Origin of the sequence: Pantoea sp. (assembly GCF_032114055.1) — a bacterium.
In the GTDB taxonomy this organism is placed as follows: Bacteria; Pseudomonadota; Gammaproteobacteria; order Enterobacterales; family Enterobacteriaceae; genus Pantoea.
Genome location: NZ_DAMCTB010000006.1, coordinates 85,842 through 108,837, shown reverse-complemented (window position 1 = coordinate 108,837; position 22,996 = coordinate 85,842). Strand labels below are relative to the sequence as shown.

Annotated in this window: 15 protein-coding genes and 3 tRNA genes; 11 read left to right on the top strand and 7 right to left on the bottom strand. The window is 58.0% G+C overall.

Going from position 1 to position 22,996, the window contains the following annotated elements:
• Positions 1-47: 47 nt before the first annotated feature.
• From recC to recD, 4 genes are all read left to right on the top strand, one after another.
• A complete protein-coding gene (gene recC, locus RT657_RS12130) occupies positions 48-3,425 on the top strand; it encodes an exodeoxyribonuclease V subunit gamma (protein WP_313654747.1) in 3,378 nt (1,125 codons plus the stop codon).
• Between the two features lie 108 nt (positions 3,426-3,533).
• Entirely contained in the window at positions 3,534-6,419 is a 2,886-nt protein-coding gene (gene ptrA / locus RT657_RS12125) for a pitrilysin (RefSeq protein WP_313654746.1), read from the top strand.
• Positions 6,416-9,955, top strand: coding sequence for an exodeoxyribonuclease V subunit beta (gene recB, locus RT657_RS12120; protein WP_313654745.1), 3,540 nt, complete (start codon positions 6,416-6,418; stop codon positions 9,953-9,955). The genes ptrA and recB overlap by 4 nt, the downstream gene beginning before the upstream one ends.
• Positions 9,952-11,793, top strand: coding sequence for an exodeoxyribonuclease V subunit alpha (gene recD, locus RT657_RS12115; protein WP_313654744.1), 1,842 nt, complete (start codon positions 9,952-9,954; stop codon positions 11,791-11,793). Before recB ends, recD begins: the two co-directional genes overlap by 4 nt.
• A gap of 51 nt (positions 11,794-11,844) precedes the next feature.
• Here the strand turns inward: recD and argA are convergent, their stop codons facing one another.
• Positions 11,845-13,173: an amino-acid N-acetyltransferase gene (gene argA / locus RT657_RS12110; RefSeq protein ID WP_313654743.1), complete on the bottom strand. Its 1,329-nt coding sequence runs from the start codon at positions 13,171-13,173 to the stop codon at positions 11,845-11,847.
• A 232-nt stretch (positions 13,174-13,405) separates the two neighbouring features.
• Here argA and amiC point away from each other — a divergent pair, with 232 nt between their 5' ends.
• Positions 13,406-14,650, top strand: coding sequence for an N-acetylmuramoyl-L-alanine amidase AmiC (gene amiC / locus RT657_RS12105; protein WP_313654742.1), 1,245 nt, complete (start codon positions 13,406-13,408; stop codon positions 14,648-14,650).
• 110 nt (positions 14,651-14,760) lie between these two features.
• Here the strand turns inward: amiC and RT657_RS12100 are convergent.
• The 3 genes from RT657_RS12100 to RT657_RS12090 form a co-directional block, all read right to left on the bottom strand.
• Positions 14,761-14,837 (bottom strand) — tRNA-Met (locus RT657_RS12100).
• Positions 14,838-14,896: 59 nt separating this feature from the next.
• Positions 14,897-14,973: transfer RNA gene (locus RT657_RS12095), tRNA-Met, on the bottom strand.
• 59 nt (positions 14,974-15,032) lie between these two features.
• Positions 15,033-15,109 (bottom strand) — tRNA-Met (locus RT657_RS12090).
• 203 nt (positions 15,110-15,312) lie between these two features.
• Between RT657_RS12090 and mltA the strand changes: the two genes are divergently transcribed.
• Both mltA and tcdA read left to right on the top strand, forming a co-directional pair.
• The gene (mltA, locus tag RT657_RS12085) at positions 15,313-16,461 is read left to right on the top strand and encodes a murein transglycosylase A (RefSeq protein WP_313654741.1); all 1,149 of its coding nucleotides are present in this window, start codon (positions 15,313-15,315) and stop codon (positions 16,459-16,461) included.
• 48 nt (positions 16,462-16,509) lie between these two features.
• Positions 16,510-17,322: a tRNA cyclic N6-threonylcarbamoyladenosine(37) synthase TcdA gene (gene tcdA, locus RT657_RS12080; RefSeq protein ID WP_313654740.1), complete on the top strand. Its 813-nt coding sequence runs from the start codon at positions 16,510-16,512 to the stop codon at positions 17,320-17,322.
• Here tcdA and csdE read toward each other — a convergent pair.
• Positions 17,301-17,756, bottom strand: coding sequence for a cysteine desulfurase sulfur acceptor subunit CsdE (gene csdE / locus RT657_RS12075; RefSeq protein WP_313654739.1), 456 nt, complete (start codon positions 17,754-17,756; stop codon positions 17,301-17,303). The two genes, tcdA and csdE, sit on opposite strands and share 22 nt — an antisense overlap.
• A gap of 2 nt (positions 17,757-17,758) precedes the next feature.
• Positions 17,759-18,967, bottom strand: a complete 1,209-nt coding sequence (gene csdA, locus RT657_RS12070) for a cysteine desulfurase CsdA (protein WP_313654737.1) — start codon at positions 18,965-18,967, stop codon at positions 17,759-17,761.
• Positions 18,968-19,176: 209 nt separating this feature from the next.
• On the opposite strand from csdA, the gene RT657_RS12065 reads away from it, so the two are divergent.
• From RT657_RS12065 to rlmM, 4 genes are all read left to right on the top strand, one after another.
• Positions 19,177-19,401 carry a YgdI/YgdR family lipoprotein gene (locus tag RT657_RS12065; protein ID WP_313654736.1) on the top strand — a complete coding sequence of 75 codons (225 nt, stop codon included), beginning with the start codon at positions 19,177-19,179 and terminating at the stop codon, positions 19,399-19,401.
• A gap of 332 nt (positions 19,402-19,733) precedes the next feature.
• The gene (locus tag RT657_RS12060) at positions 19,734-20,651 is read left to right on the top strand and encodes a transcriptional regulator GcvA (RefSeq protein WP_313654735.1); all 918 of its coding nucleotides are present in this window, start codon (positions 19,734-19,736) and stop codon (positions 20,649-20,651) included.
• A gap of 50 nt (positions 20,652-20,701) precedes the next feature.
• On the top strand, positions 20,702-21,097 hold the full coding sequence (locus RT657_RS12055) for a DUF423 domain-containing protein (protein ID WP_111141923.1): 396 nt from the start codon (positions 20,702-20,704) through the stop codon (positions 21,095-21,097).
• Positions 21,090-22,190 (top strand): 23S rRNA (cytidine(2498)-2'-O)-methyltransferase RlmM, encoded by a 1,101-nt coding sequence (rlmM, locus tag RT657_RS12050; protein ID WP_313654733.1) that lies wholly within the window; start codon positions 21,090-21,092, stop codon positions 22,188-22,190. Before RT657_RS12055 ends, rlmM begins: the two co-directional genes overlap by 8 nt.
• 24 nt (positions 22,191-22,214) lie before the next feature.
• Here rlmM and xni read toward each other — a convergent pair whose 3' ends face one another.
• Positions 22,215-22,970, bottom strand: a complete 756-nt coding sequence (xni, locus tag RT657_RS12045; RefSeq protein ID WP_313654732.1) for a flap endonuclease Xni — start codon at positions 22,968-22,970, stop codon at positions 22,215-22,217.
• Between the last annotated feature and the right edge of the window lie 26 nt (positions 22,971-22,996).

The window sequence follows — 22,996 nt, the reverse complement described above, 5'->3', positions numbered from 1 at the left end:
AGGGCCGCAATACCGCAGTTATGTTCTGAGTTATCACAGGAGTTTTCATGTTTCATGTCTATCACTCAAATCAGCTCGATGTGCTGAAAATTCTGGCGGCTGCGGTGATTAAACATGATCCTCTTGATGACCCGTTTGCCGCCGAGATGATCCTGGTGCAGAGCCCTGGCATGGCGCAATGGCTGCAGATGGAGCTGGCGCAAACCTTTGGTATCGCGGCCAACATCGATTTTCCGCTGCCCGCCAGTTTTATCTGGGAGATGTTTGTCCGCGTCCTGCCGGATATCCCGGTAGAAAGTGCCTTCAGCAAGGCCAGCATGGGCTGGAAACTGATGCACCGGCTGCCGGTCATGCTGGAGCAGGAGGAGTTCACCTCATTACGGCACTACCTCCATGACGACGGCGACAAACGTAAGCTTTTTCAGCTCAGTACCCGTATAGCCGACCTCTTTGACCAGTATCTGGTTTATCGTGCCGACTGGCTTAACAGCTGGGAGCGTGGTGAAACGATCGAGGGGCTGGGGGAAGCGCAGCGCTGGCAGGCCGCCCTCTGGCGCGATCTGGTGAGTTATACTCAGGCCCTGCGCCAGCCGGAATGGCACCGTGCCAACCTCTATGCGCGCTTTATCCAGACGCTGGAGCAGGCGAAAAGCACACCAGAGAATCTGCCAAAGCGGGTGTTCATCTGTGGCATCTCGGCGCTGCCGCCGGTCTATCTGCAGGCGCTGCAGGCCCTGGGCCGTCACATCGATATCCACCTGCTGTTCACCAACCCCTGTCGTGATTACTGGGGCGATATTCAGGATTACGCGTTTCTGGCGAAACTGCAGAGTCGTCAGCGCCGGCGTCACGGCGCGGATGAAACACGGGCGCTTTTCCGTGATGCAGAGCAGGCTCCGGCGCTGTTTAACGACGCCGGGGAGCAGCAGCTGACGAATCCATTGCTCGCCTCCTGGGGCAAGCTGGGGCGTGACAATCTGTTCCTGCTCAGTCAGATGGAGTCAAACGACGATATCGATGCCTTTGTGGATGTTGAGCCGGATAATCTGCTGCACTCTATGCAACACGATCTTCTAAATCTGCAGGACAACGCCATTATTGGTCTGAATGCTGCGGAACTGGCACACAGCGATCGAAAGCGTTGTCTGGATCCGGACGATCGCTCTATTGCCGTTCAGGTCTGCCACAGCGCCCAGCGTGAGGTCGAAGTTCTGCAGGATCATCTGCTGGCGATGATGGAGGTCGATCCGGATTTAAAAGCACGTGACATCATCGTCATGGTGGCCGATATCGACGCCTATGCGCCTTTCATCCAGGCGGTATTTGCCAATGCACCAGCCGATCGCTATCTGCCTTTTGCCATTTCAGACCGTCGCGCCAGTCAGGCGCATCCGGCCATTGTGGCGTTTTTGCAGTTGCTGGCGCTGCCGGACAGCCGGTTTGTCTCGGAGGATGTGCTGGCGCTGCTGGATGTCCCGGCGCTGGCTGCTCACTTCTCAATTGATGAAAGCGGCCTGCGTTTGCTGCGGCGCTGGGTCAGCGAATCGGGGGTACGCTGGGGGCTGGATGATGCCAGCGTGGAAGCGCTCTCCCTGCCGATTACCGGCCAGCACACCTGGCGTTTTGGCCTGCAGCGTATGCTGCTGGGTTATGCGATGGAGAGCCACAACGGTGACTGGGAAGGGATCCTGCCCTATGACGAATCGAGTGGTCTGGTGGGAGAACTGGCGGGCCATCTGGCAGAGCTGCTCTCCCGGCTTAATGACTGGCGACAGCGGCTGGCTGAATCCAGGCCACTGGCCGAATGGCTGCCACTGTGCCGTGAACTGCTGAACGCCTTTTTCAGCCCCGATGCAGAAACCGAGGCCGCACTGCTGCTGGTCGAAGAGCAGTGGCAGACGCTGATCGACTACGGCATGGCAGCGCGGTTTGACGAGGCGATTCCGGTATCGCTGTTGCGCGACGATCTGCGCAGCCGGCTTGACCAGCAGCGCATCAGTCAGCGTTTCCTGGCCGGGCAGATTAACTTCTGTACCCTGATGCCGATGCGATCCATTCCTTTCCAGCTGGTCTGCCTGCTAGGGATGAACGATGGCGTCTATCCGCGCACGCTCGCCCCGCTGGGTTTCGATTTAATGCAGCAGCAGTCCCGCAAAGGCGACCGCAGTCGCCGCGATGATGACCGTTATCTCTTTCTGGAGGCGATGATCTCTGCGCAGCGGCAGCTCTATATCAGCTACATCGGCCGGGCGATTCAGGATAATACGGAACGCTATCCCTCTGTTCTGGTCACAGAGTTGCTGGATTACATCGGACAGAGTTTCTATCTGGAGGGGGACGGCCATCTGGAGCTGGATGAAAGTGCAGAACGGGTGCGGATGCACCTGCAGCATCTGCACAGCCGGATGCCGTTTGATGCGGAGAACTTTCAGCCGGCTGCCCGGGTGCAGAGTTTTGCCCGTGAGTGGCTGCCTGCCGCGCAGAAAGCGGGGCAGGCTCAGCCCGACTTTGTGCAGCCGCTGGCGGCCCCGGTGATTGAGACGCTGACGCTGGAAGCGTTTCTGCGCTTCTGGCGGCATCCGGTGCGTGCCTGGTTCCACCAGCGGCTCGGCGTCAGCTTCTGGCTGGAGGAGAACGAACTGCCCGACAGCGAGCCTTTTGCGCTCGACAATCTCGAACGTTATCAGATTAATGCGCAGCTGCTGAATGCGCTGGTCGAAGGTGAAGATACGCAGCGGCTCTACGCGCATCATCGCGCGGCCGGCAATCTGCCCTATGGGGCGTTCGGTGAACTGTTCTGGCAGGCACAGCGCGATGAGATGCAGGAAGTGGCCACGGAAGTGATCACGCAGCGCAGCGACGGCGAGAGCTGGGAGGTCAATCTGCAACTGGAGCAGGTCAGTTTAACCGGCTGGCTGACGCAGGTGCAGGATGATGGACTGCTGCGCTGGCGGCCCGGCGTGCTTAACATGAACGACGGACTGTTACTCTGGCTGGAGCACCTGGTCTACTGCGCACTGGGCGGCACCGGCAGCAGCCGGATGTTCGGCCGCCAGAAGAGCCGCTGGACGTTTCTTTCGCTGCCGCAGACAGAGGCGATCGCGGCGCTGAATGAGTATGTCGCGGGTTATCTGGCCGGTATGCGCGAGCCGCTGATGCTGCTCAATAAAAGCGGAGGCGCCTGGCTTACCGCCAGCTACGACAAAAAAAGTCAGCAGCTGCTTAGCGATGAGACGACGCAGCTTAAAGCGCGTAATCGCCTGCTGACCGCCTGGCAGGGCAACTATCAGGTGGAAGGTGAGGGGGGCGACCCCTATCTGCAGCGTCTTTGCCGGGTGCTGGATGAGACGCAGCTGCAGCAGATCACTGAGGCAGCACAGCACTGGTATCTGCCGGTGCTGATAGCGCATCAGGACGATGAATAACCGCTCAGCACGCGCTTTTGCCTGTTGAATTTTTACACAGCAATTTTGCTCTGCTTTGAGCCGCCGGGTCAGAAACGGGCGGCTCATCGGGAAATGAGAGGAGTTTACATGCGGGTATACGCACGCTGGATAGCGGCGCTGATGTTCGGCCTGACGGCCTGCACGGCTCTGGCGGAGGCCTCATCAGGCTGGCAGCCGGTGAATGAAACCATTCGCAAGAGTGAACAGGATCCACGCCATTATCAGGCAATCCGGCTGGATAACGGCATGACCGTGTTGTTAGTGTCCGATCCAGACGCGCCTGAATCCCTGGCCGCGCTGACGCTGCCGATCGGATCGCTGGACGATCCCGATCAGCAGGCAGGACTGGCGCACTATCTGGAACACATGGTGCTGATGGGCTCAAAGCACTACCCGCAGCCGGACAATCTGGCTGAATTCCTGAAAAAGCATGGCGGCAGCCATAACGCCAGTACCGCGGCGTATCGCACCGCTTTCTATCTGGAAGTGGAAAATGATTCGCTGGAGCCAGCGGTTGATCGGCTGGCCGATGCGGTGGCTGAGCCGCTGCTGGATCCGGTTAACGCCGATCGCGAACGCCATGCCGTCAATGCCGAGCTGACAATGGCACGTTCGCGCGACGGACTGCGCATGGCGCAGGTCGGCGCGGAAACCCTGAACCCGGCGCATCCGGCGTCACGCTTCTCAGGCGGTAATCTCGACACCCTGAAAGATAAACCGGGCAGCAAGCTGCATCAGGCGCTGCTGGATTTCTACCACACCTATTACTCCGCCAACCTGATGAAGGCGGTCATCTACAGCAACAAACCGTTACCCGAGATGGCGGCGATTGCGGCGAGAACCTTTGGCCGGGTACAGAATCATGATGCCAGCGTGCCAGAGATAACGGTGCCGGTAGTGACCGATGCGCAGCAGGGCATCATCATTCACTACGTTCCGGCTCAGCCGCGCAAACAGCTGAAAATTGAGTTCCGCATTGCCAACAACAGCGATCGCTTCCGCAGTAAAACCGACACGCTCATCAGCTATCTGATCAGCAACCGCAGTAAAAATACGCTTACCGACTGGCTGCAGAAACAGGGGCTGGCCGACGGCGTCAACGCGGGCGCTGACCCGATGACCGAGCGTAACAGCGGCGTCTTTGCCATTACCGCCTCCCTGACCGACAAAGGTCTGGCGCAGCGTGACGAGGTCGTGGCGGCGATCTTCAGCTATATCAATCTGCTGCGTCAGCAGAGTGATGATAAGCGCTACTTCGATGAGGTATCGCACGTGCTGGCGCTGGACTTCCGCTATCCCTCCATCACCCGCGACATGGATTACATCGAGTGGCTGGTGGATACCATGCTGCGCGTCCCGGTTGAACATACGCTGGATGCTCCCTATCTGGCGGACGAGTATGACGCGGCCGCGATACACGCCCGGCTGGATGAGATGACGCCGCAGCATGCGCGCATCTGGTATATCAGCCCGCAGGAGCCACACGATAAAAAGGCCTATTTCGTTGAAGCGCCCTATCAGGTGGAGAAAATCACGCCAGCCACCTTCGCTGACTGGCAGCAGCGCGCCAGCCAGATCACCCTGGCGATGCCGGTGCTGAATCCCTATATCCCGGATGATTTCACCCTGTTGCCGTCAGATGGCAAAACTTACACCCACCCGGTCAGGCTGGAAAACAAAGACGGGATGCGTATTTACTGGATGCCCAGCCGTTACTATGCCAGCGAGCCGAAAGCGGCAATAACGCTGGCGCTGCGCAGTCAGCACGCCATCAGTGACGCCCGCCAGCAGGTGCTGTTCGGGCTGAATGATTACCTTTCCAGCCTGGCGCTGGATGAACTGAACGCACAGGCGTCGGTCGGCGGCATCAGTTTCTCAACCGGCGAAGATGAGGGGCTGGTATTCAGCGCCAGTGGATTTACTCAGCGGCTGCCAATGCTGCTGAAAAAGCTGGTGGAAGGGTATGCGACTTTCCGGCCAACAGAACAGCAGCTGGCGCAGGCCAAATCCTGGTATCTGGAGCGGCTCGACGCGGCGGAAAAAGGCAAGGCATTTGAGCAGGCTATTCAGCCGATGCAGCTGCTGTCGCAGCTGCCCTACACCCAGCGCGAAACCCGTCGCAGGCTGGTGAGTGGTATCTCACTTCAGGATGTTACCGACTACCGCGATACGCTGTTTCGTGATGCCACGCCGGAGATGATGGTGGTGGGCAATCTCAGTGCAGACAGTGTGGTCCGGCTCGGGCATGAGCTCAGGGAGCAGATGCAGAGTCATGCACCGCGTCACTGGCCCAGCAAGTTCGTCACCATCAACAAACCGCTGAAAGCTAATCTGCAACAGCAGGGCAGCAGCACGGACTCTGCGCTGGCCGCCCTCTACGTGCCACTGGGATACAGTGAATATCAGAGCATGGCGAACAGCGCGATGCTGAGCCAGATCGTACAGCCGTGGTTCTACAATCAGCTGCGTACTAAAGAGCAGCTCGGCTATGCGGTGTTTGCCTTCCAGATGCCCGTGGGACGGCAGTGGGGCGTTGGCTTTCTGTTGCAAAGTAACAGTAAGCAGCCCGGCTGGCTGTTGCAGCGGTATCAGGCGTTCTATTCTCAGGCAGAAAAAAGATTGCGTAGTATGAGTCAGGCCGATTTTGTGCAGTATCAGCAGGCGATGATTAACGATCTGCAGAAGCGTCCTCAGACGCTGTATGAAGAAGCCGATCGTTTCGGCCGCGACTTCGATCGTCACAACGACCGCTTCGATACCCGACAGAAAATGATTGAGCAGGTTCAGCAGCTGACCCCGGTCAGCCTGGCGGACTTTTTCCGTCGCGCCGTGATTGAACACAAAGGTATGGTGATGACTTCACAGATTGCAGGCAGCGGCAAAACCGACTTTGCCCGGCAGCCGGGCTGGAAGACCTGGGCTGAAGTAGCAAAACTGCAGCAGTCGCTGCCGGTAAAGAGTGAAACCCCATGACACTGTTACCTGCCATTTCGCTGAATCCTCTGACACTGCCGCTCAGGGGCGAGCGGCTGATTGAGGCGTCCGCCGGTACCGGCAAAACCTTTACCATTGGTCTGCTCTATCTGCGGCTGCTGCTGGGGCTGGGCGGTGAAAATGCTTACAGCCGGCCACTCTCGGTGGAAGAGATTTTAGTCGTGACCTTTACCGAGGCCGCTACCGCTGAACTGCGCGGACGTATCCGCGACAATATTCATCAGCTGCGTCTGGCCTGCATTCGCGGCAAAAGCAGTAATCCGATGCACCAGTTACTGCTGGCGCAGATGCCGGATCTGAGTCAGGCAGCCGCACAACTGCTGGCGGCTGAACGACAGATGGACGAAGCCGCCATCTTCACCATTCACGGCTTCTGTCAGCGGATGCTCAATCTCAATGCTTTTGAATCGGGGATGCTGTTCGAGCAGGAGTTAATTGAAGATGAGCAGGCGCTGCTGAAACAGTCAACCGCTGATTTCTGGCGTCGCCAGTGCTACCCGCTGAGTCTTGATGTGGCACGGATCATCGCCGCAGAGTGGAACGGGCCTGACAGTCTGCTGGCAACGCTGCGCCCCTGGCTGCAGGGGGAGTCGCCGGGGCTGAAACGTCCGCCCGAAGCCGGTGAGACACTGGAGAACCGCCACGCCCGTAACCTGGCGCGTATCAGTGCTATCAAGCAGCAGTGGCAGGCGCTGAGCGCAGATGTAGAGGGGATTATCAGCGCATCAGGCGTTGATAAACGCAGCTACAGCAGTAAACATCTGCCCAACTGGGTGGTCCGCGTCACGCAGTGGGCCAGCAGCGAGACGCTGGATTATCAGTTGCCTAAAGAGCTGGAGCGTTTCGGGCAGCAGGTGCTGGAGGAGAAAACCAAAAAGGGTGAAGCGCCCCGTCATGCGCTGTTTGAGGCGATCGATCAGTTCCTGGCAGAACCCCTGTCGCTGCGCGATGTGATCATTGCTCAGGCGCTGTCCGATGTGCGTGCCACGGTGCAGCGTGAGAAACGGCTACGTGCGCTGTTAGGCTTTGACGATCTGCTCAGTAAGCTGGATGAGGCGTTGCAACAGCCGGGCGGCGTCCTGCTGGCCGACACCATCCGGGCACGCTTCCCGGTTGCCCTGATTGATGAGTTTCAGGATACCGATCCACAGCAGTATCGTATCTTCCGCGCGCTCTACATTAATCAGCCGGAACAGGCACTGTTTCTGATTGGCGATCCCAAGCAGGCAATTTATGCGTTTCGCGGCGCGGATATCTTTACCTATCTGCGGGCCAGAAGCGAAGTTAGTGCTCACTACACCCTGGACACCAACTGGCGCTCCTCTCCCGAGATGGTCGCGAGCGTGAACCGGCTTTTTTCCCAGGTCGATTCGCCCTTTCTCTTTTCGGCGATCCCCTTCCAGCCGGTGAAGCCTGCAACATCAAATCAGTCGCTGACGCTGACGTTTGATCAGCAGCAGCAACCGGCGCTGCGCTTCTGGCTGCAGCCTGGCGAGGGCGTCGGCAGCAGTGACTACCAGCAGTTTATGGCGCAGCAGTGCGCGGCCGACATCAGCCGCTGGCTGGTTGCAGGTCAGCAGGGACGCGCACTGCTGGGTAAAGGTGAGGCTCTCCAGCCGGTGCGGGCATCCGACATCACCGTACTGGTGCGCAGCCGCAATGAGGCCGGTTTAATCCGCGATGCGCTGAATGCGCTGGCCATTCCGTCGGTCTATCTTTCCAGCCGGGACAGCGTCTACACCACGCCGGAAGCGCGTGAGTTACTCTGGCTGCTGCAGGCGATACAGGCACCGGAACAGGAACGTCTGCTACGCAGCGCGCTGGCAACCTCCATTTTTGCCATTGATGCGGCGACGCTTGACGCGCTGACGCAGAACGAACGCGAATGGGATGCGCTGGTAGAGCAGTTCGCCACCTGGCAGCAGCTGTGGCATCAGCGCGGTGTGCTGCCAATGCTGCGGGACGTGATGATTAAACGGCAGCTGGCGGAGAATATGCTGGCCTCGGAAAATGGTGAGCGGCGGCTGACGGACCTGATGCATCTGGGTGAACTGCTGCAGGAGGCGTCGGTGCAGCTGGAGAGTCCGCATGCGCTGGTGCGCTTCCTGGCGCAGCAGATCGCCCGGCCAAACAGCCAGGCCGCCAGCCAGCAGTTGCGTCTGGAAAGCGATCGGCATCTGGTGCAGATCATCACGATCCATAAATCGAAAGGGCTGCAGTATCCGCTGGTCTGGCTGCCGTTTGCTGCCGGATTCCGCGAGGCCGCCAGCGCGCTCTACCACGACCGCGACACCTTTACGGCGCTGCTGGATGTGCAGGGGGATGCACAAAGCCTGGCGCTGGCCGAAGAGGAGCGTCTGGCGGAAGATTTGCGACTGCTGTATGTGGCGCTGACCCGTTCGGTCTATCACTGCAGCGTCGGTATTGCGCCGCTGATCAAAGGCACCCGCAAAAAAGAGGGCGAAAGCGATCTGCACAAGAGCGCGCTGGGCTATCTGGTGCAGCAGGGCGAGGCGGCCGATGCCCGGCAGCTCAGCCAGCGGCTGAATGCCCTATGCGGTGAGGGCATTGCGCTGACAGACGATGATCTGCTGCCAGGCGAGATGTGGCAGGATGCACGGCAGGGCGATGAGGCATTAAGCAGCCGCGACATGACGCGCACGCTGACCGATCTCTGGCGCGTAACCAGCTACTCTGGCCTGCAACAGCATCATAGTTCGCCGCTGCTGGATGCGCTGCCCAGCTTCGATATTGACGCGGCAGGTGAGGAGGAGACGAACGAAGAGGCGGCTCTGACGCCTCACCACTTTCCGCGCGGCGCGGCACCCGGCACGTTTTTGCATGGTCTGTTTGAATCAATCGACTTTACCGAATCGCCGGACCGCATCTGGCTTGAAGATCAGCTGCAGCACAATGGCTATCCGCTCAGCTGGTTACCGGTACTGGAGCAGTGGATCGAACGCGTCCTGCGTACACCGCTTAACGCGGAGGGGATGACGCTGTCGGCGATAAAGAGCAGCGAACGCCTGATTGAGATGGAGTTCTATCTGCCAATCAACAACCTGCTGACGGCGGCCGATCTTGACGCGCTGCTGCGGCGGCACGATCCGCTTTCCCGTCAGGCCGCGCCTCTGGATTTTCGCCAGGTGCGCGGAATGCTGAAAGGTTTTATCGACCTGGTCTTCCGCTGGCAGGGCAAATATTATCTGCTCGACTATAAATCGAACTGGCTCGGGGAGAGTCACGCCGCTTACACTCCAGAGGCGATGGCACAGGCGATGATCGGCCACCGCTACGATCTGCAGTATCAGCTCTATACGCTGGCGCTGCATCGCTATCTGCAGCATCGTCTGCCGGGCTACCGCTATGAGAACCATTTTGGCGGCGTTTTTTATCTGTTTTTACGCGGGATGGATGGCAGTTCGCCTGACAACGGCATCTTTGCCACCCGTCCTGACGACGCTTTTGTGGAAGAGATTGATGCACTGTTTGGTGAACCCGGGGAGGGGGAATGAATGAGATGCTGAGCCTGCTGCTGCAGGCGGCAGAGAAGCGCCTCCTGCGACCGCTGGATATTCAGTTTGCGCGACTGATCGCGCCGGAATCACAGCCTGCACTGCTGCTGGCGGCGGCCTGCGTCAGTGCGGAAGCCGGTGAGGGACATGTCTGTCTGCCACTCAGCAACCTCTGCGAAGCAAACCTGTTTGCCGGGCGTCAGCCTGCGCTGGCCCAAGCGATCTGGCAGGCGGCGGGCGCGCCGGATGACTGGCCTGCACGTCTGGCTGACTGGCCGGCCGTCAGCGACGGCAGTCGGGTAACCCCGCTGGTGCTGAGCCACCAGCGTTTGTATCTGCACCGGCTGTGGCAGAGTGAAGGCCGGGTCGCCGACTTCTTTGCTGCCCAGGAGGTAAAAAACGCGTTTGATATCCAGGCCGCAGGCGAGGTGCTGAACACGCTGTTTGGTGACCAGCCAGAGGACTGGCAGAAGATTGCGGCGGCCGTGGCGCTGACCCGTAAGACGGCGGTGATCTCTGGCGGGCCGGGCACCGGTAAAACCACCACCGTGGCGAAGCTCCTCGCTGCGCTGATCCGGCTGCATCCGGGCGCACTGCGGATCCAGCTGGCCGCACCAACCGGCAAAGCTGCCGCGCGGCTGACTGAATCACTGGGCAAAGCCCTGCAGGATCTGGCCGTCAGCGACGAAGAGCGGCGGCGTTTTCCGGCTGAAGCCACCACGCTGCATCGTCTGCTGGGCGCCCAGCCCGATACCCAGCGGATGCGCTACCACGCCGGGAATCCGCTGCATCTGGATGTACTGGTCGTGGATGAGGCATCGATGGTTGACCTGCCGATGATGGCAAAACTGATTGCCGCACTGCCTGGCCATGCACGTGTGATCTTTCTGGGCGATCGCGACCAGCTCGCCTCAGTTGAGGCAGGAGCCGTGCTGGGCGATATCTGCCGCTGCACCGAGGGCGGTTACAGTCTGGCCCGGGCAGAGCAGCTCGCACGGCTGACGGGCTGCGCCCTCGAGGGCAGTGAGGATGCACAGGCGCCCTCCGTGCGCGACAGCATCTGCCTGCTGCAGAAGAGTTACCGCTTTGACGCCACATCCGGCATTGGTCAGCTCGCGAAAGCAATCAATCGGGGGGATGCTGCACAGGTCAATACTCTGTTCACCTCGGCCTGCGCGGATGTCAGCTATCAGACGCTGAACAGCGCCGAAGCTTATCAGACGATGCTGGATGAGGTCGCGCAGGGGTATCAGCCGTTTCTGCAGCTCATCAGAGAGCAGGCGCCCCCGGCGGAGGTGATCGCCGCATTTGGACGGTATCAGCTGCTGTGCGCCTTACGTGAAGGGCCCTTTGGCGTGCAGGGTCTGAATCAGCGCATCGAACAGCGACTGATGCAGTTACAGCGCATCCGGCGTCCCGGCGTCGGCAGCCGCTGGTATGCCGGACGGCCGGTTATGATCAGCCGCAATGACAGCGCGCTTGGCCTGTTCAATGGTGATATCGGTATTACGCTGCGCGATGAGGAGGGCAATCTCCGGGTCTTCTTCCCGCTGCCCGATGGGTCGATCAAGGCGATTCAGCCGAGCCGGTTGCCGTCACACGAAACGGCCTGGGTCATGACAGTGCACAAATCGCAGGGGTCGGAGTTTGATCATACTGCGCTGGTCATGCCGACGCAGTTTCTGCCGGTGCTGACGCGGGAACTGGTCTACACCGCGATCACCCGTGCGCGGCAGCAGCTGACGATCTACAGCGAACGTGGGGTGTTTCAGCGCGCGGTTCAGCAGCAGACGCAGCGACGCAGCGGTCTGGTCGAACGACTGGCCGCAGGCGGCTGAAGAGGGCAGGAGACAGGGGGCCCGGAGGCCGCCTGTTTCTTACCGCGTCCGTCAGGTCAGGTCGGCCATCAGCACTTTTGAGCGGCGCTGATAGTTGTACATCTCTTTTTTACTCTCCGGCAGCGATTCGATATCGACCGGGGTAAAGCCGCGCTCCTGGAACCAGTGGATGCTGCGGGTGGTTAACACAAACAGCTTTTCCAGTCCCATCTGCTTCGCCTGCAGCGCCACACGCTGCAACAGCATCTCACCGCGTGAGGAGCTGCGATAGTCCGGATGCACCGCCACACAGGCCATTTCACCGATCTTCTCGTCCATAAATGGATAAAGTGCGGCACAGGCGATCGTCAGATTATCGCGCTGAATAATGGTGAATTTATCGATCTCCATCTCCAGCTGCTCGCGGGAGCGACGCACCAGAATGCCCTGCTGCTCCAGCGGGCGAATCAGTTCAAGAATACCGCCGATATCGTTGATGTTGGCGCGGCGGATCTGCTCTGCCGACTCCATTACGATCTGCGTGCCGATACCGTCGCGAGAGAAAAGCTCCTGCAGCAGCGCACCATCTTCCTGATAGCTAATCAGGTGGCTGCGGCGCACACCACTGCGGCACGCTTTTACGGCGCCACGCAGGAAACGGACGGTGCCGGAGAGGTAGTCGCCCTCTTTTTCAATTTCATCGATACGGGCCTGGGCGTCATTCGGGAACAGCTCGGAGATAATCTCGCCTTCGCTGTTCAGCACGCCCTGTTCAGAGCAGAAGCCGATCATCTTTTCCGCTTTAAGCTTGATCGCCAGCTGGGTGGCCACCTCTTCTGACGTCAGATTAAAGCTCTCGCCGGTCACGGAAACCGCCACCGGGCCCAGCAGCACAATGGCGTCGTTATCCAGCTGACGATGAATCGCCTCTTCATCAATACGACGGATACGCCCGCTGTGGCAGTAATCGACGCCATCATCCACGCCCAGCGGCTGCGAAATAATAAAGTTGCCGCTGACAACATTAATATGCGCGCCCTGCAGCGGCGTATTGTTGAGACTCATTGAGAGGCGGGCGGTGATATCCAGCTGCAACCGGCCAGCCGCCTGCTTGACCAGTTCCAGTGACTGCGCATCGGTGACCCGTGTGAACTTGTGATAAACCGGCTCCAGCTGCTGCTGAGCGAGGCTGGCATCAATCTGCGGCCGTGCGCCATATACGACCACCAGCCGGATGCCCAGACTGTGTAGCAGGCCGATATCGTTAACGATGCCAGAGAAGTTCTCATGCTCAATCGCTTCGCCACCCAACATGATGACAAAGGTTTTGCCACGGTGGGCATTGATATAGGGAACGGTATGGCGAAAACCCTGAACCAGCTCGGTACTACGTTCCTTCACGGCCAACCCTCAATGAATGTTTATTCGTATTTTTTGTATTTTTATGCTTTTACGGGCGAATTTGCAAGCCTTAATCCTGACGAAAATTTACGTTTTTCCGGGTGTCAAAGCCGCTAACAGCCTGCATTATTTAGGGTTTCCGGGGTGACATCATCCTGTGGATTGGATAAAGTTTTCGCCGCCATTTTATTAACTGGCGCTTTTTCAGACATAACACAGCAGCTGGAGCGGCATGTCAGACGGTAATTCCCATTTTTCACGCAGACGATTTTTACAGGGGACAGGCGCCTTACTGCTGTTAAGCGTCAGCCGCACAGGGCTGGCGGCTAAAAATCACATTGTGGCGGTACGGATCTGGCCCTCATCCACCTATTCAAGGATGACGCTGGAGTCCAGCGTCGCGCTGAAGTACAAACAGTTTGCCCTGACCCATCCCGATCGTCTGGTGATCGATATTGAGGGCCTGCACCTTAATCCGGTCCTGAAAGGGGTGAACAAGCAGGTCCGGGTCGACGATCCTTTTATCAAAAATGCCCGGGTCGGCCAGTTCGACAGCAATACGGTGCGCGTGGTACTGGAGTTAAAGCGCAACGTCGCGCCGAAAATCTTTAACCTGGCACCGGTCGCCGGGATCAATCACCGGCTGGTGGTCGACCTCTACCCGAGTCAGGATCATGTCGAAGATGATCCACTGCTGGCGCTGCTGAAAGATTATAACCAGGGCGAACTTGAAAAGGATGAAGGGGTGCAGGCGCCGCTGCCGGGCAAAGCAGGACGCGACCGGCCGATTATCATTATGATCGATCCCGGTCATGGCGGCGAAGATCCCGGTGCGCACGGCAAATATAAGACCCGCGAGAAGGATATTGTGCTGAAGATTGGCCGGCGACTGAAAGCGTTGATCGACAAACAGCCCAACATGAAAGCCTACATGACACGCAACGAAGATGTCTTTATTCCGCTGCGGGTCAGGGTCGCCAAAGCCCGCAAGCAGCGCGCCGATCTCTTTGTCTCCATTCATGCAGATGCGTTTACCAGCCGGGCAGCACGGGGATCCTCGGTATTTGCCTTATCCACCAGCGGCGCGACCTCTGCGGCTGCCCGCTTCCTGGCACAGACACAAAACGAATCTGATCTGATAGGCGGCGTCAGCAAAAGCGGTGACCGTTACCTCGATCACACCATGTTCGATATGGTGCAGCGGCAGACGATTCACGACAGCCTGAAATTTGGTAAAGAGGTGCTGCATCGCATGGGGCGCATTAACCATCTGCATAAACGCACGGTGGATCAGGCCGGATTTGCGGTTCTCAAAGCGCCCGATATCCCCTCTATCCTGGTAGAGACAGCCTTTATCAGTAATGTGGAGGAGGAGCGTAAACTGCGAACCACCCGCTATCAGCATCAGGTCGCGGAGGCGATTCTGAACGGCATTAAAGCCTATGTCGAGAGTGGGGCGGCGCTGGCACATCGGTAACGCAGAGCGGGTAGCCCGGGCTATCCGCACACTTTTCGAACCGGAGAGGGCGTAAAAGAAAATCAGGAATGTCAGAAACAAAAAAACACCCTTTCAGGTGTTTAAATGATTGGTTGCGGGGGCCGGATTTGAACCGACGACCTTCGGGTTATGAGCCCGACGAGCTACCAGGCTGCTCCACCCCGCGTCCGTATTGCGCATTGCGACTTTTCACATTGTGACTTCTGAAAACTGCGTCAGAAGTATTGGTTGCGGGGGCCGGATTTGAACCGACGACCTTCGGGTTATGAGCCCGACGAGCTACCAGGCTGCTCCACCCCGCGTCCGTATTGCGCATTGCGACTTTTCACATTGTGACTTCTGAAAACTGCGTCAGAAGTATTGGTTGCGGGGGCCGGATTTGAACCGACGACCTTCGGGTTATGAGCCCGACGAGCTACCAAGCTGCTCCACCCCGCGTCCGTGGAAGCGCACTATACTCTCCGCGCTGATTGATGCAACCCCTTTTTACAAATAAAAGCCAAATTAACAGCCAGTTGCTGAAGGATTCCCCCATCTGATTAATTATTGAACTGATCCGCACAGCGTGAAAGCGGATGCATTTCATTCTGTCGGGCGCTTTGCTATCGTCGCGGGGCGAACAGTTATAAAAAGAGAAGAGAATGAAATCACATTGGGTGAAGTATGCACTCACTGGCGCGTTGATTACGCTGCTGGCGGCCTGTAGCTCTAAACCGACCGATCGCGGTCAGCAATATAAAGATGGCAAACTGGAACAGCCGCTGGCGCTGGTGAATCAGCCCAACGCCAAAGGCGCACCGGTAAATGGCCGGGACTTTGGTGAGCAGGTGCGCCAGATCCAGTCCGCCTCATCGGCGCTCTATGGCCGTCAGAGTGGCACTTATAGTGCGATTGAGAGCTGGCTGATGGCGGGGGCCGATACCCGACAGCTTCGCCAGTATGGTCTGAATGCCTGGCAGATGGAGGGCACAGATAACTACGGTAACGTGCAGTTTACCGGATATTACACGCCGGTAGTGGAGGCGCGTTACACCCGTCAGGGCGAATTCCAGTATCCGATCTATCGTATGCCACCACGCAAACGGGGTGCGAAATTACCGAGCCGTGCCTCTATCTACAGTGGCGGGCTCGATGACCGCTACGTCATTGCCTACAGCAACTCACTGATCGATAACTTCATGATGGATGTGCAGGGCAGTGGGTACGTCGATTTTGGCGATGGCCGTCCGATGACCTTCTTTGGTTACGCCGGCAAGAATGGCTGGGGCTACCACAGCATCGGCAAAGAGCTAATCGACCGCGGCGAAGTGAAGCGCGAAGATATGTCGATGCAGGCAATCCGGCAGTGGGCGCAGGAGCACTCGCCACAGGAAGTGCGTGCGCTGCTGGAAACCAACCCATCATTCGTTTTCTTTAAGGCCGAGCCTTTTACGCCGGTGCGTGGCGCCAGCGCGGTGCCGCTGGTCGCGAAAGCTTCTGTGGCCTCTGACCGCTCGATCATTCCGCCGGGTACGGTGCTACTGGCGGAAGTGCCGCAGCTCAATGAGAAGGGCAAGTTCAACGGTAAATATGAGATGCGCCTGATGGTCGCCCTTGACGTGGGCGGCGCGATTAAAGGACAGCACTTTGATATCTATCAGGGTATCGGTCCGGACGCTGCGCATCTGGCGGGCTTCTATAATCACTATGGCCGCGTCTGGGTATTGAAAGCCGCGCCGGGTGCCGGACAGCCGCTGTTCTCCAGTCCGCAAAACGGTAATAATGGTTCACTGCTTCTCGGCGCTAACTAATTTCTTCTCTGCGGGCCTGCGGGCCCGCACGACGTTACAGGTTCAACTATGAAAGTGTTAAATGACGCCTGGCATCAGCGCTTTGGCGGCACGGCGCGTCTCTATGGTCAGGATGCGCTGCAACGGTTTGCTGACGCCCATTTCTGCGTCATCGGCATCGGCGGCGTCGGCTCCTGGGCGGCGGAGGCGCTGGCGCGCACCGGCATTGGTAAAATCACCCTGATTGATATGGATGATGTCTGTATCACCAATACCAACCGTCAGCTGCACGCGCTGCAGGGCAACGTCGGCAAAGCTAAAACGGAGGTTATGGCAGAGCGGTTGCGTGCCATTAACCCTGACTGTGAGGTGATCTGCATCGATGACTTTATCACGCCAGAGAATACCGCAGACCTGATGGCCGCTGGTTTCGATTATGTGATCGACGCCATCGACAGCGTGCGGCCTAAAGCGGCGCTGATCGCCTGGTGTCGCCGGAATAAGATCCCGCTGATTACCACCGGCGGTGCCGGCGGGCAGATCGATCCGACACAGATCCAGATCGCCGATCTGGCGAAAACTATCCAGGATCCCCTGGCGGCGAAACTGCGCGAACGGCTCAAAAGCCTGGGCGTGGTGAAAAACAGTAAGGGTAAACTGGGAATCGACTGCGTCTTTTCCACCGAGGCGCTGGTCTATCCGCAGGCTGATGGCAGCGTCTGTGCCTCACGCAGCACGGCGGAGGGGCCGAAGCGAATGGACTGCGCATCCGGCTTTGGTGCCGCCACCATGGTAACGGCAACCTTTGGTTTTGTGGCCGTTTCGCACGCGCTGAAGAAGTTTCTGGCGCGCGCCGTTCGTCAGGACGCCGCCAGCGCCTGACGCGCGGCGTGCTCTACCGCAGCGGCCAGCGCCTGCAGGCCGCTGCTGCGCGATGCGCTGAGCTGGGCGCGCAGACCCAGTTCATCAAAGAGTTGCAGAGGATCGCTGGCCAGCAGCTGCTGTGGCGTCTGTCCCTCAACGGCGGTCAGCAGCACCGCCAGCAGGCCACGCACAATCCGTCCTTCGCTGTCGCCATAGAAATGCAGCGTTCCCGCATCCTGCAACTGGCTGCCCAGCCAGACCCGATTCTCACACCCGCTCAGTTCAATCTCCGCGCGCTTCAGTTCTTCCGGCATCGCGGGCAGCTGGCGGCTCAGCTGAATCAGCTGGCGATAACGATCTTCCCACTGATGAAAACGACCGAAGTTCTCCTTCAGCGTAGCGACAGTGATCTCTGCGCCAAAAGGGTGTGGCGCTAACGGCGATGAATGCATAGTTAAAACTCCGATAACAGCGAGATGGCGCTCTTCATGGCGCGCACCAGCGCATCAACATCCTGCAGATTATTATAGGGGGCAAAAGAGGCACGCAGCGTACCACTGACGCCCAGTGCAGCCATCAGCGGCTGCGCACAGTGCTGACCGGCGCGCAGGGCGATACCCTGTTCCGCCAGCAGGGTGACCAGGTCGCTGTGGTGCAGACCGGCAAACTCAAACGCCAGCAGGCTGGCGTTGCTACAGCGGAAACTGCGAAAGCCAGGCAGTTCCGCTAGCTGCTCCTCAGCCCGGGTGGCAAGCTGCTGACTCCAGCGCTCCGCCTGCGGCAGGTCGTACTGCGACAGCCAGCTCAGCGCGGCACTTAATCCGACGACGCCCGCTACATTTGGCGTGCCTGCCTCAAAACGCCAGGGCACCGGCTGCGGTGTGAAGTCACTGAAATCGACCTGGGTCAGCATTTTGCCGCCGCCCTGCCACGGTGCCATCGCCTCCAGCAGCGCCGCTTTGCCATACAGCGCGCCAATCCCCATCGGGCCATAAATTTTGTGCGCTGAAAAGGCGTAAAAATCGATGTCGAGCGCCTGGAGATCCGGCGGGCAATGCACCACGCCCTGCGCACCATCGACCATGACCTTCGCGCCTACGCCATGGGCCAGCGTTATCGCCTGGCCGAGATCGGGACAGCCGCCGGTGACGTTTGACATCTGACTCACAGCCAGCAGACGCGTCCGGCTATTGAGCAGGGCAGGTAACTGGCTGATATCTGGCAGGCGATCCGGACCTAATGGCCATTTTACGACGCGAGCACCGCAGGCCCTGGCAGCCATCAGCCACGGAACCAGATTAGCGTGATGCTCTGCTTCGCTGACGACAATTTCATCACCGGGCTGCAGGCGCGGACGCAGCCAGCTGTTGGCTACCAGGTTTATCGCTTCGGTCGTGCCGCGTGTCCAGACAATTTCACGATCGTCAGCAGCGTTAAGCCAGCGGGCCACCTGACTGCGCGCCTGCTCATAGCGGTGCGTCAGGGCCTGCGCGGCGGCAAACTGGCTGCGATGCACCGTACCGGCGCTAAGGCTGTAGAACTGCTGCGTGCTCTCAATGACTGCGTGAGGTTTCAGCGTGGTGGCTGCGCTGTCGAGATAAACCCCGGCGTCAGTGAGCGCGGGAAACTGCTGGCGAAAAACGGTGGGATTAAAAGCGGTCATGCCGGGTCCGTGATGAGAATAATTAGGACCAAACTGAAAGAATGGTCTGCGTCTGGCAAAGCTGAAAAAGCGCGTTATGCTGAATATTGCAAGGTTTGAACCAGACCCGCATAACGACGGAATATTTCGTAGTCGATCTCACTTTTCGGCTGCCTCTGATTAGCGTAACGCGGGCGGTTTAATGCAATCAATCTACAAGGAGATAGCAGATGAATAAACTTACCGCAGTACTGGCCGTGTGTACTCTGGCTTTTACCCTGAGCGCCTGTTCAAGCAACTACGTCATGCACACAAATGACGGCCGCACTATTGTGGCGGTTGGCAAGCCTAAGGTCGATAGTGACACCGGTATGATCAGCTATAAAGATGCGAATGGCAACGAGCAGCAGATCAACCGTTCTGATGTGAAAGAGATGGTTGAATCAGGCCAGTAAGAGCAAAAAAAAAGCACCGCAATTTGCGGTGCTATTTAAAATCACTATGGACAGACAGGGTAAATCTACAGGAATTAAGAGCTCGATCCGCAATCGTCGGATCAAAAATTGCAAACACAACATCACGACCACAAGCCAAAAGCTTTCAGAAAATCTGCGAACTCACTCACAAATCTAAAAACTTTTCGTTCCGGCTCTGGAAGTGCGGCAACTATAGGTATTTGCTGGTGGTTCCTCAACGGACAAATTATAATGCCTCGGATTAAAAATTCTAATACGTAAACGCTTTGTATAAGCTCGCGTATTTTTCGCCGCGCCGGATACGGAAAACCATGTCGAAACGCCTTCCTCCCCTCAACGCACTGCGTGTTTTTGACGCAGCCGCACGCCATTTAAGCTTTACCAAAGCCGCTGAAGAGCTGTTTGTCACCCAGGCTGCTGTAAGCCATCAGATTAAATCTCTGGAAGATTTTCTGGGTTTAAAGCTGTTTCGGCGGAGGAATCGTTCGCTGTTACTGACTGAGGAAGGACAAAGTTACTATCTCGATATCAAAGAGATCTTCTCTGCTATCAATGAAGCGACCCGCAAACTGCAGGCGCGCAGTGCCAAAGGGGCACTGACCGTCAGTCTGCTGCCAAGTTTCGCCATTCAGTGGCTGGTTCCGCGCCTCTCCAGCTTTAATGTGGCTTATCCGGGGATTGATGTGCGCATCCAGGCTGTGGACCGTGACGAAGAGAAGCTGGCCGATGATGTTGACGTGGCGATTTTTTATGGGCGCGGTAACTGGCCAGGGCTGCGGGTCGAAAAACTCTATGCCGAATACCTGCTGCCGGTCTGCTCACCGTCGCTGATGACCGGCGATAATCCGCTAAAAACGCCAATGGATCTGTCGCGCTTTACCCTCCTGCACGATGCCTCACGGCGGGACTGGCAATCCTATATCCGTCAGCTGGGGGTGCAGCATATCAATGTGCAGCAGGGCCCGATCTTCAGCCACAGCGCGATGGTGCTGCAGGCGGCGATCCATGGGCAGGGGGTGGCGTTGGCGAACAATGTCATGGCGCAGAGCGAAATTGAGGCCGGACGATTAATCTGTCCGTTTAATGATGTACTGGTCAGTAAAAATGCTTTTTATCTGGTTTGTCATGACAGTCAGGCAGAACTGGGTAAAATAGCCGCCTTCCGACAGTGGATACTGGCAAAAGCCGCAACAGAACAAGAAAAATTCCGCTTTCGTTACCAACAATAACGTCCTGATTTAATGGGATTACATTGCAAAAGCATCCTGAGGATCGTTGAATGTCCAGTCGTGCCATGTTTATTTTTGCCGCAATCAGCGGGTTCCTGCTGGTGGCGTTTGGCGCATTTGGTGCCCACGTGCTGAGTCGGTCACTTGGCGCCGCTGAAATGGCCTGGATTCATACCGGGCTGGAGTATCAGGCTTATCACACCCTAGCGGTGATGGGGCTGGGGGCCGCGATGTTACGTCGCGCCAATATCTGGTTTTACTGGAGCAGTGCGCTGATGGCGCTCGGCACCGTGTTGTTCAGTGGCAGCCTCTATTGTCTGGCGCTGTCACATCTGAAGTTTTGGGTTTTTATCACGCCAGTGGGCGGGGTTTGTTTCCTCGCCGGTTGGGTATTGATGTTGATTGGCGCGCTGCGTCTTAAACGAAAGGCAGAACGCCATGAATAAAGTTTTACTCTATTGTCGTCCCGGTTTTGAAAAAGAGTGCGCGGCAGAGATCAGCGCCAGAGCCGCTGAACGTGAGATCTACGGTTTCCCGCGGGTTAAAGATAACGCCGGCTACGTGTTGTTTGAGTGTTATCAGTTTGAAGATGCCGAGCGTCTGGCGCGTGAGCTGCCGTTTGATGAACTGATTTTTGCCCGGCAGATGCTGGTCGTCGGCGAACTGCTGCGTGACCTGCCGCAGGAAGACCGCATTACCCCGATTGTCGGCATGCTGACAGGTGTGGTGGAGAAGGGCGGTGAGCTGCGTGTTGAGGTGCCGGACACCAACGAAGCGAAAGAGCTGACGAAATTCTGCCGTAAGTTCACCGTCCCGCTGCGCGCGGCACTGCGTGAAAGTAAGATCCTGCTCAATTATGAGAGTCTGAAACGCCCGGTGGTGCATGTGTTTTTCATCGCGCCAGGCACCTGTTACGTCGGCTACTCCCTCCGCGAAAACAGCTCACCGCTGTACATGGGGATCCCCCGGCTGAAGTTCCCCGCCGATGCCCCGAGCCGCTCCACGCTGAAGCTGGAAGAGGCGTTTCACGTCTTTATCCCGGAAGATGAGTGGGATGAGCGTTTAGCCAGTGGCATGTACGCGGTGGATCTCGGCGCCTGTCCGGGCGGCTGGACCTGGCAGCTGGTGCAGCGCAGTATGATGGTCTATGCGGTGGACAATGGGCCGATGGCGCCGAGCCTGATGGATACTGGTCAGGTCATGCACGAAAAAGCCGATGGCTTTAAATACCGGCCGCCCCGTAACAACATCAGCTGGCTGGTGTGTGACATGGTGGAGAAGCCGGTACGCGTGGCTAACCTGATGACCGACTGGCTGGTTAACGGCTGGTGCCGTGAGGCGATCTTCAACCTGAAGTTGCCGATGAAGAAGCGTTACGAAGAGGTGACGCAGAATCTGGCGATGATGCAGGAACGTTTCGATAATGAGGGCATCAACGTGCAGATCCGTGCCCGTCAACTCTATCACGATCGTGAAGAAGTTACGGTTCATGTACGCCGGATCTGGGCGGCTATCGGCGGTCGTCGCGACGAACGCTAATTGTCGGGCTGAGTGCAGCCGCACTCAGCCGGTATAACGCAGCGTATTCAGGTTCCCCTGTAATACCAGATCCCGCTTCAGCGTGGCCACCTCACGGCTGATCTCCGCCATTCGCTGGCCTTCCGCGAGCTTTTCCCGCCACTTTGCGGGAACCTGCTCCAGTTGCTGATAGATCCCCTCAAGCGTCTGAAACTCTGCCAGCAGCTGTTTCGCGCTTTTTGGGCCGATGCCGGCTATGCCCGGGATTTTACTGCTGCTGATCCCACACAATCCCCAGTAGTCGGGAAGTCGCTCGGGTGCCACGCCAAATTCCGCGTCGATGAAGGGCAGATCGAGCCATCGTTTCTGAAAGTAGTCGCGGATACGGATGTCGGGAGCCAGCAACTGACAGTATCCTTTGTCAGTGGAAACAATCGTGGCCTGGTGCCCCGCCTGAGCCATTTTCACCGCCAGCGTGGCAGCAAGGTCATCCGCTTCATCCTCACCCGCGATCCAGCAGCTGACGCCCGCCGCGCGAAAGGCGTTCTGCAATGCCGGTATTTCCGCCTGCAGGTCATCCGGCATAGGAGGACGGCCGCTTTTGTAATCGGGCAGCAGCTGATGACGCCAGCCCTGATGACGCGCTTCACCATCAAACACGGCCACCGCGTGCGTCGGTCGGGTGTGACCCAGTACCTGACGCAGCGCGACCACACAACCCTCCACGCAGGGTGAACCCTGAACCGCGTGCAGGCGTCGAATCAGGTTCAGGGCATCGATAATAACAAGATGAAAAGCCATGAGCGTATGGGCAGCCCGGGGGCTGC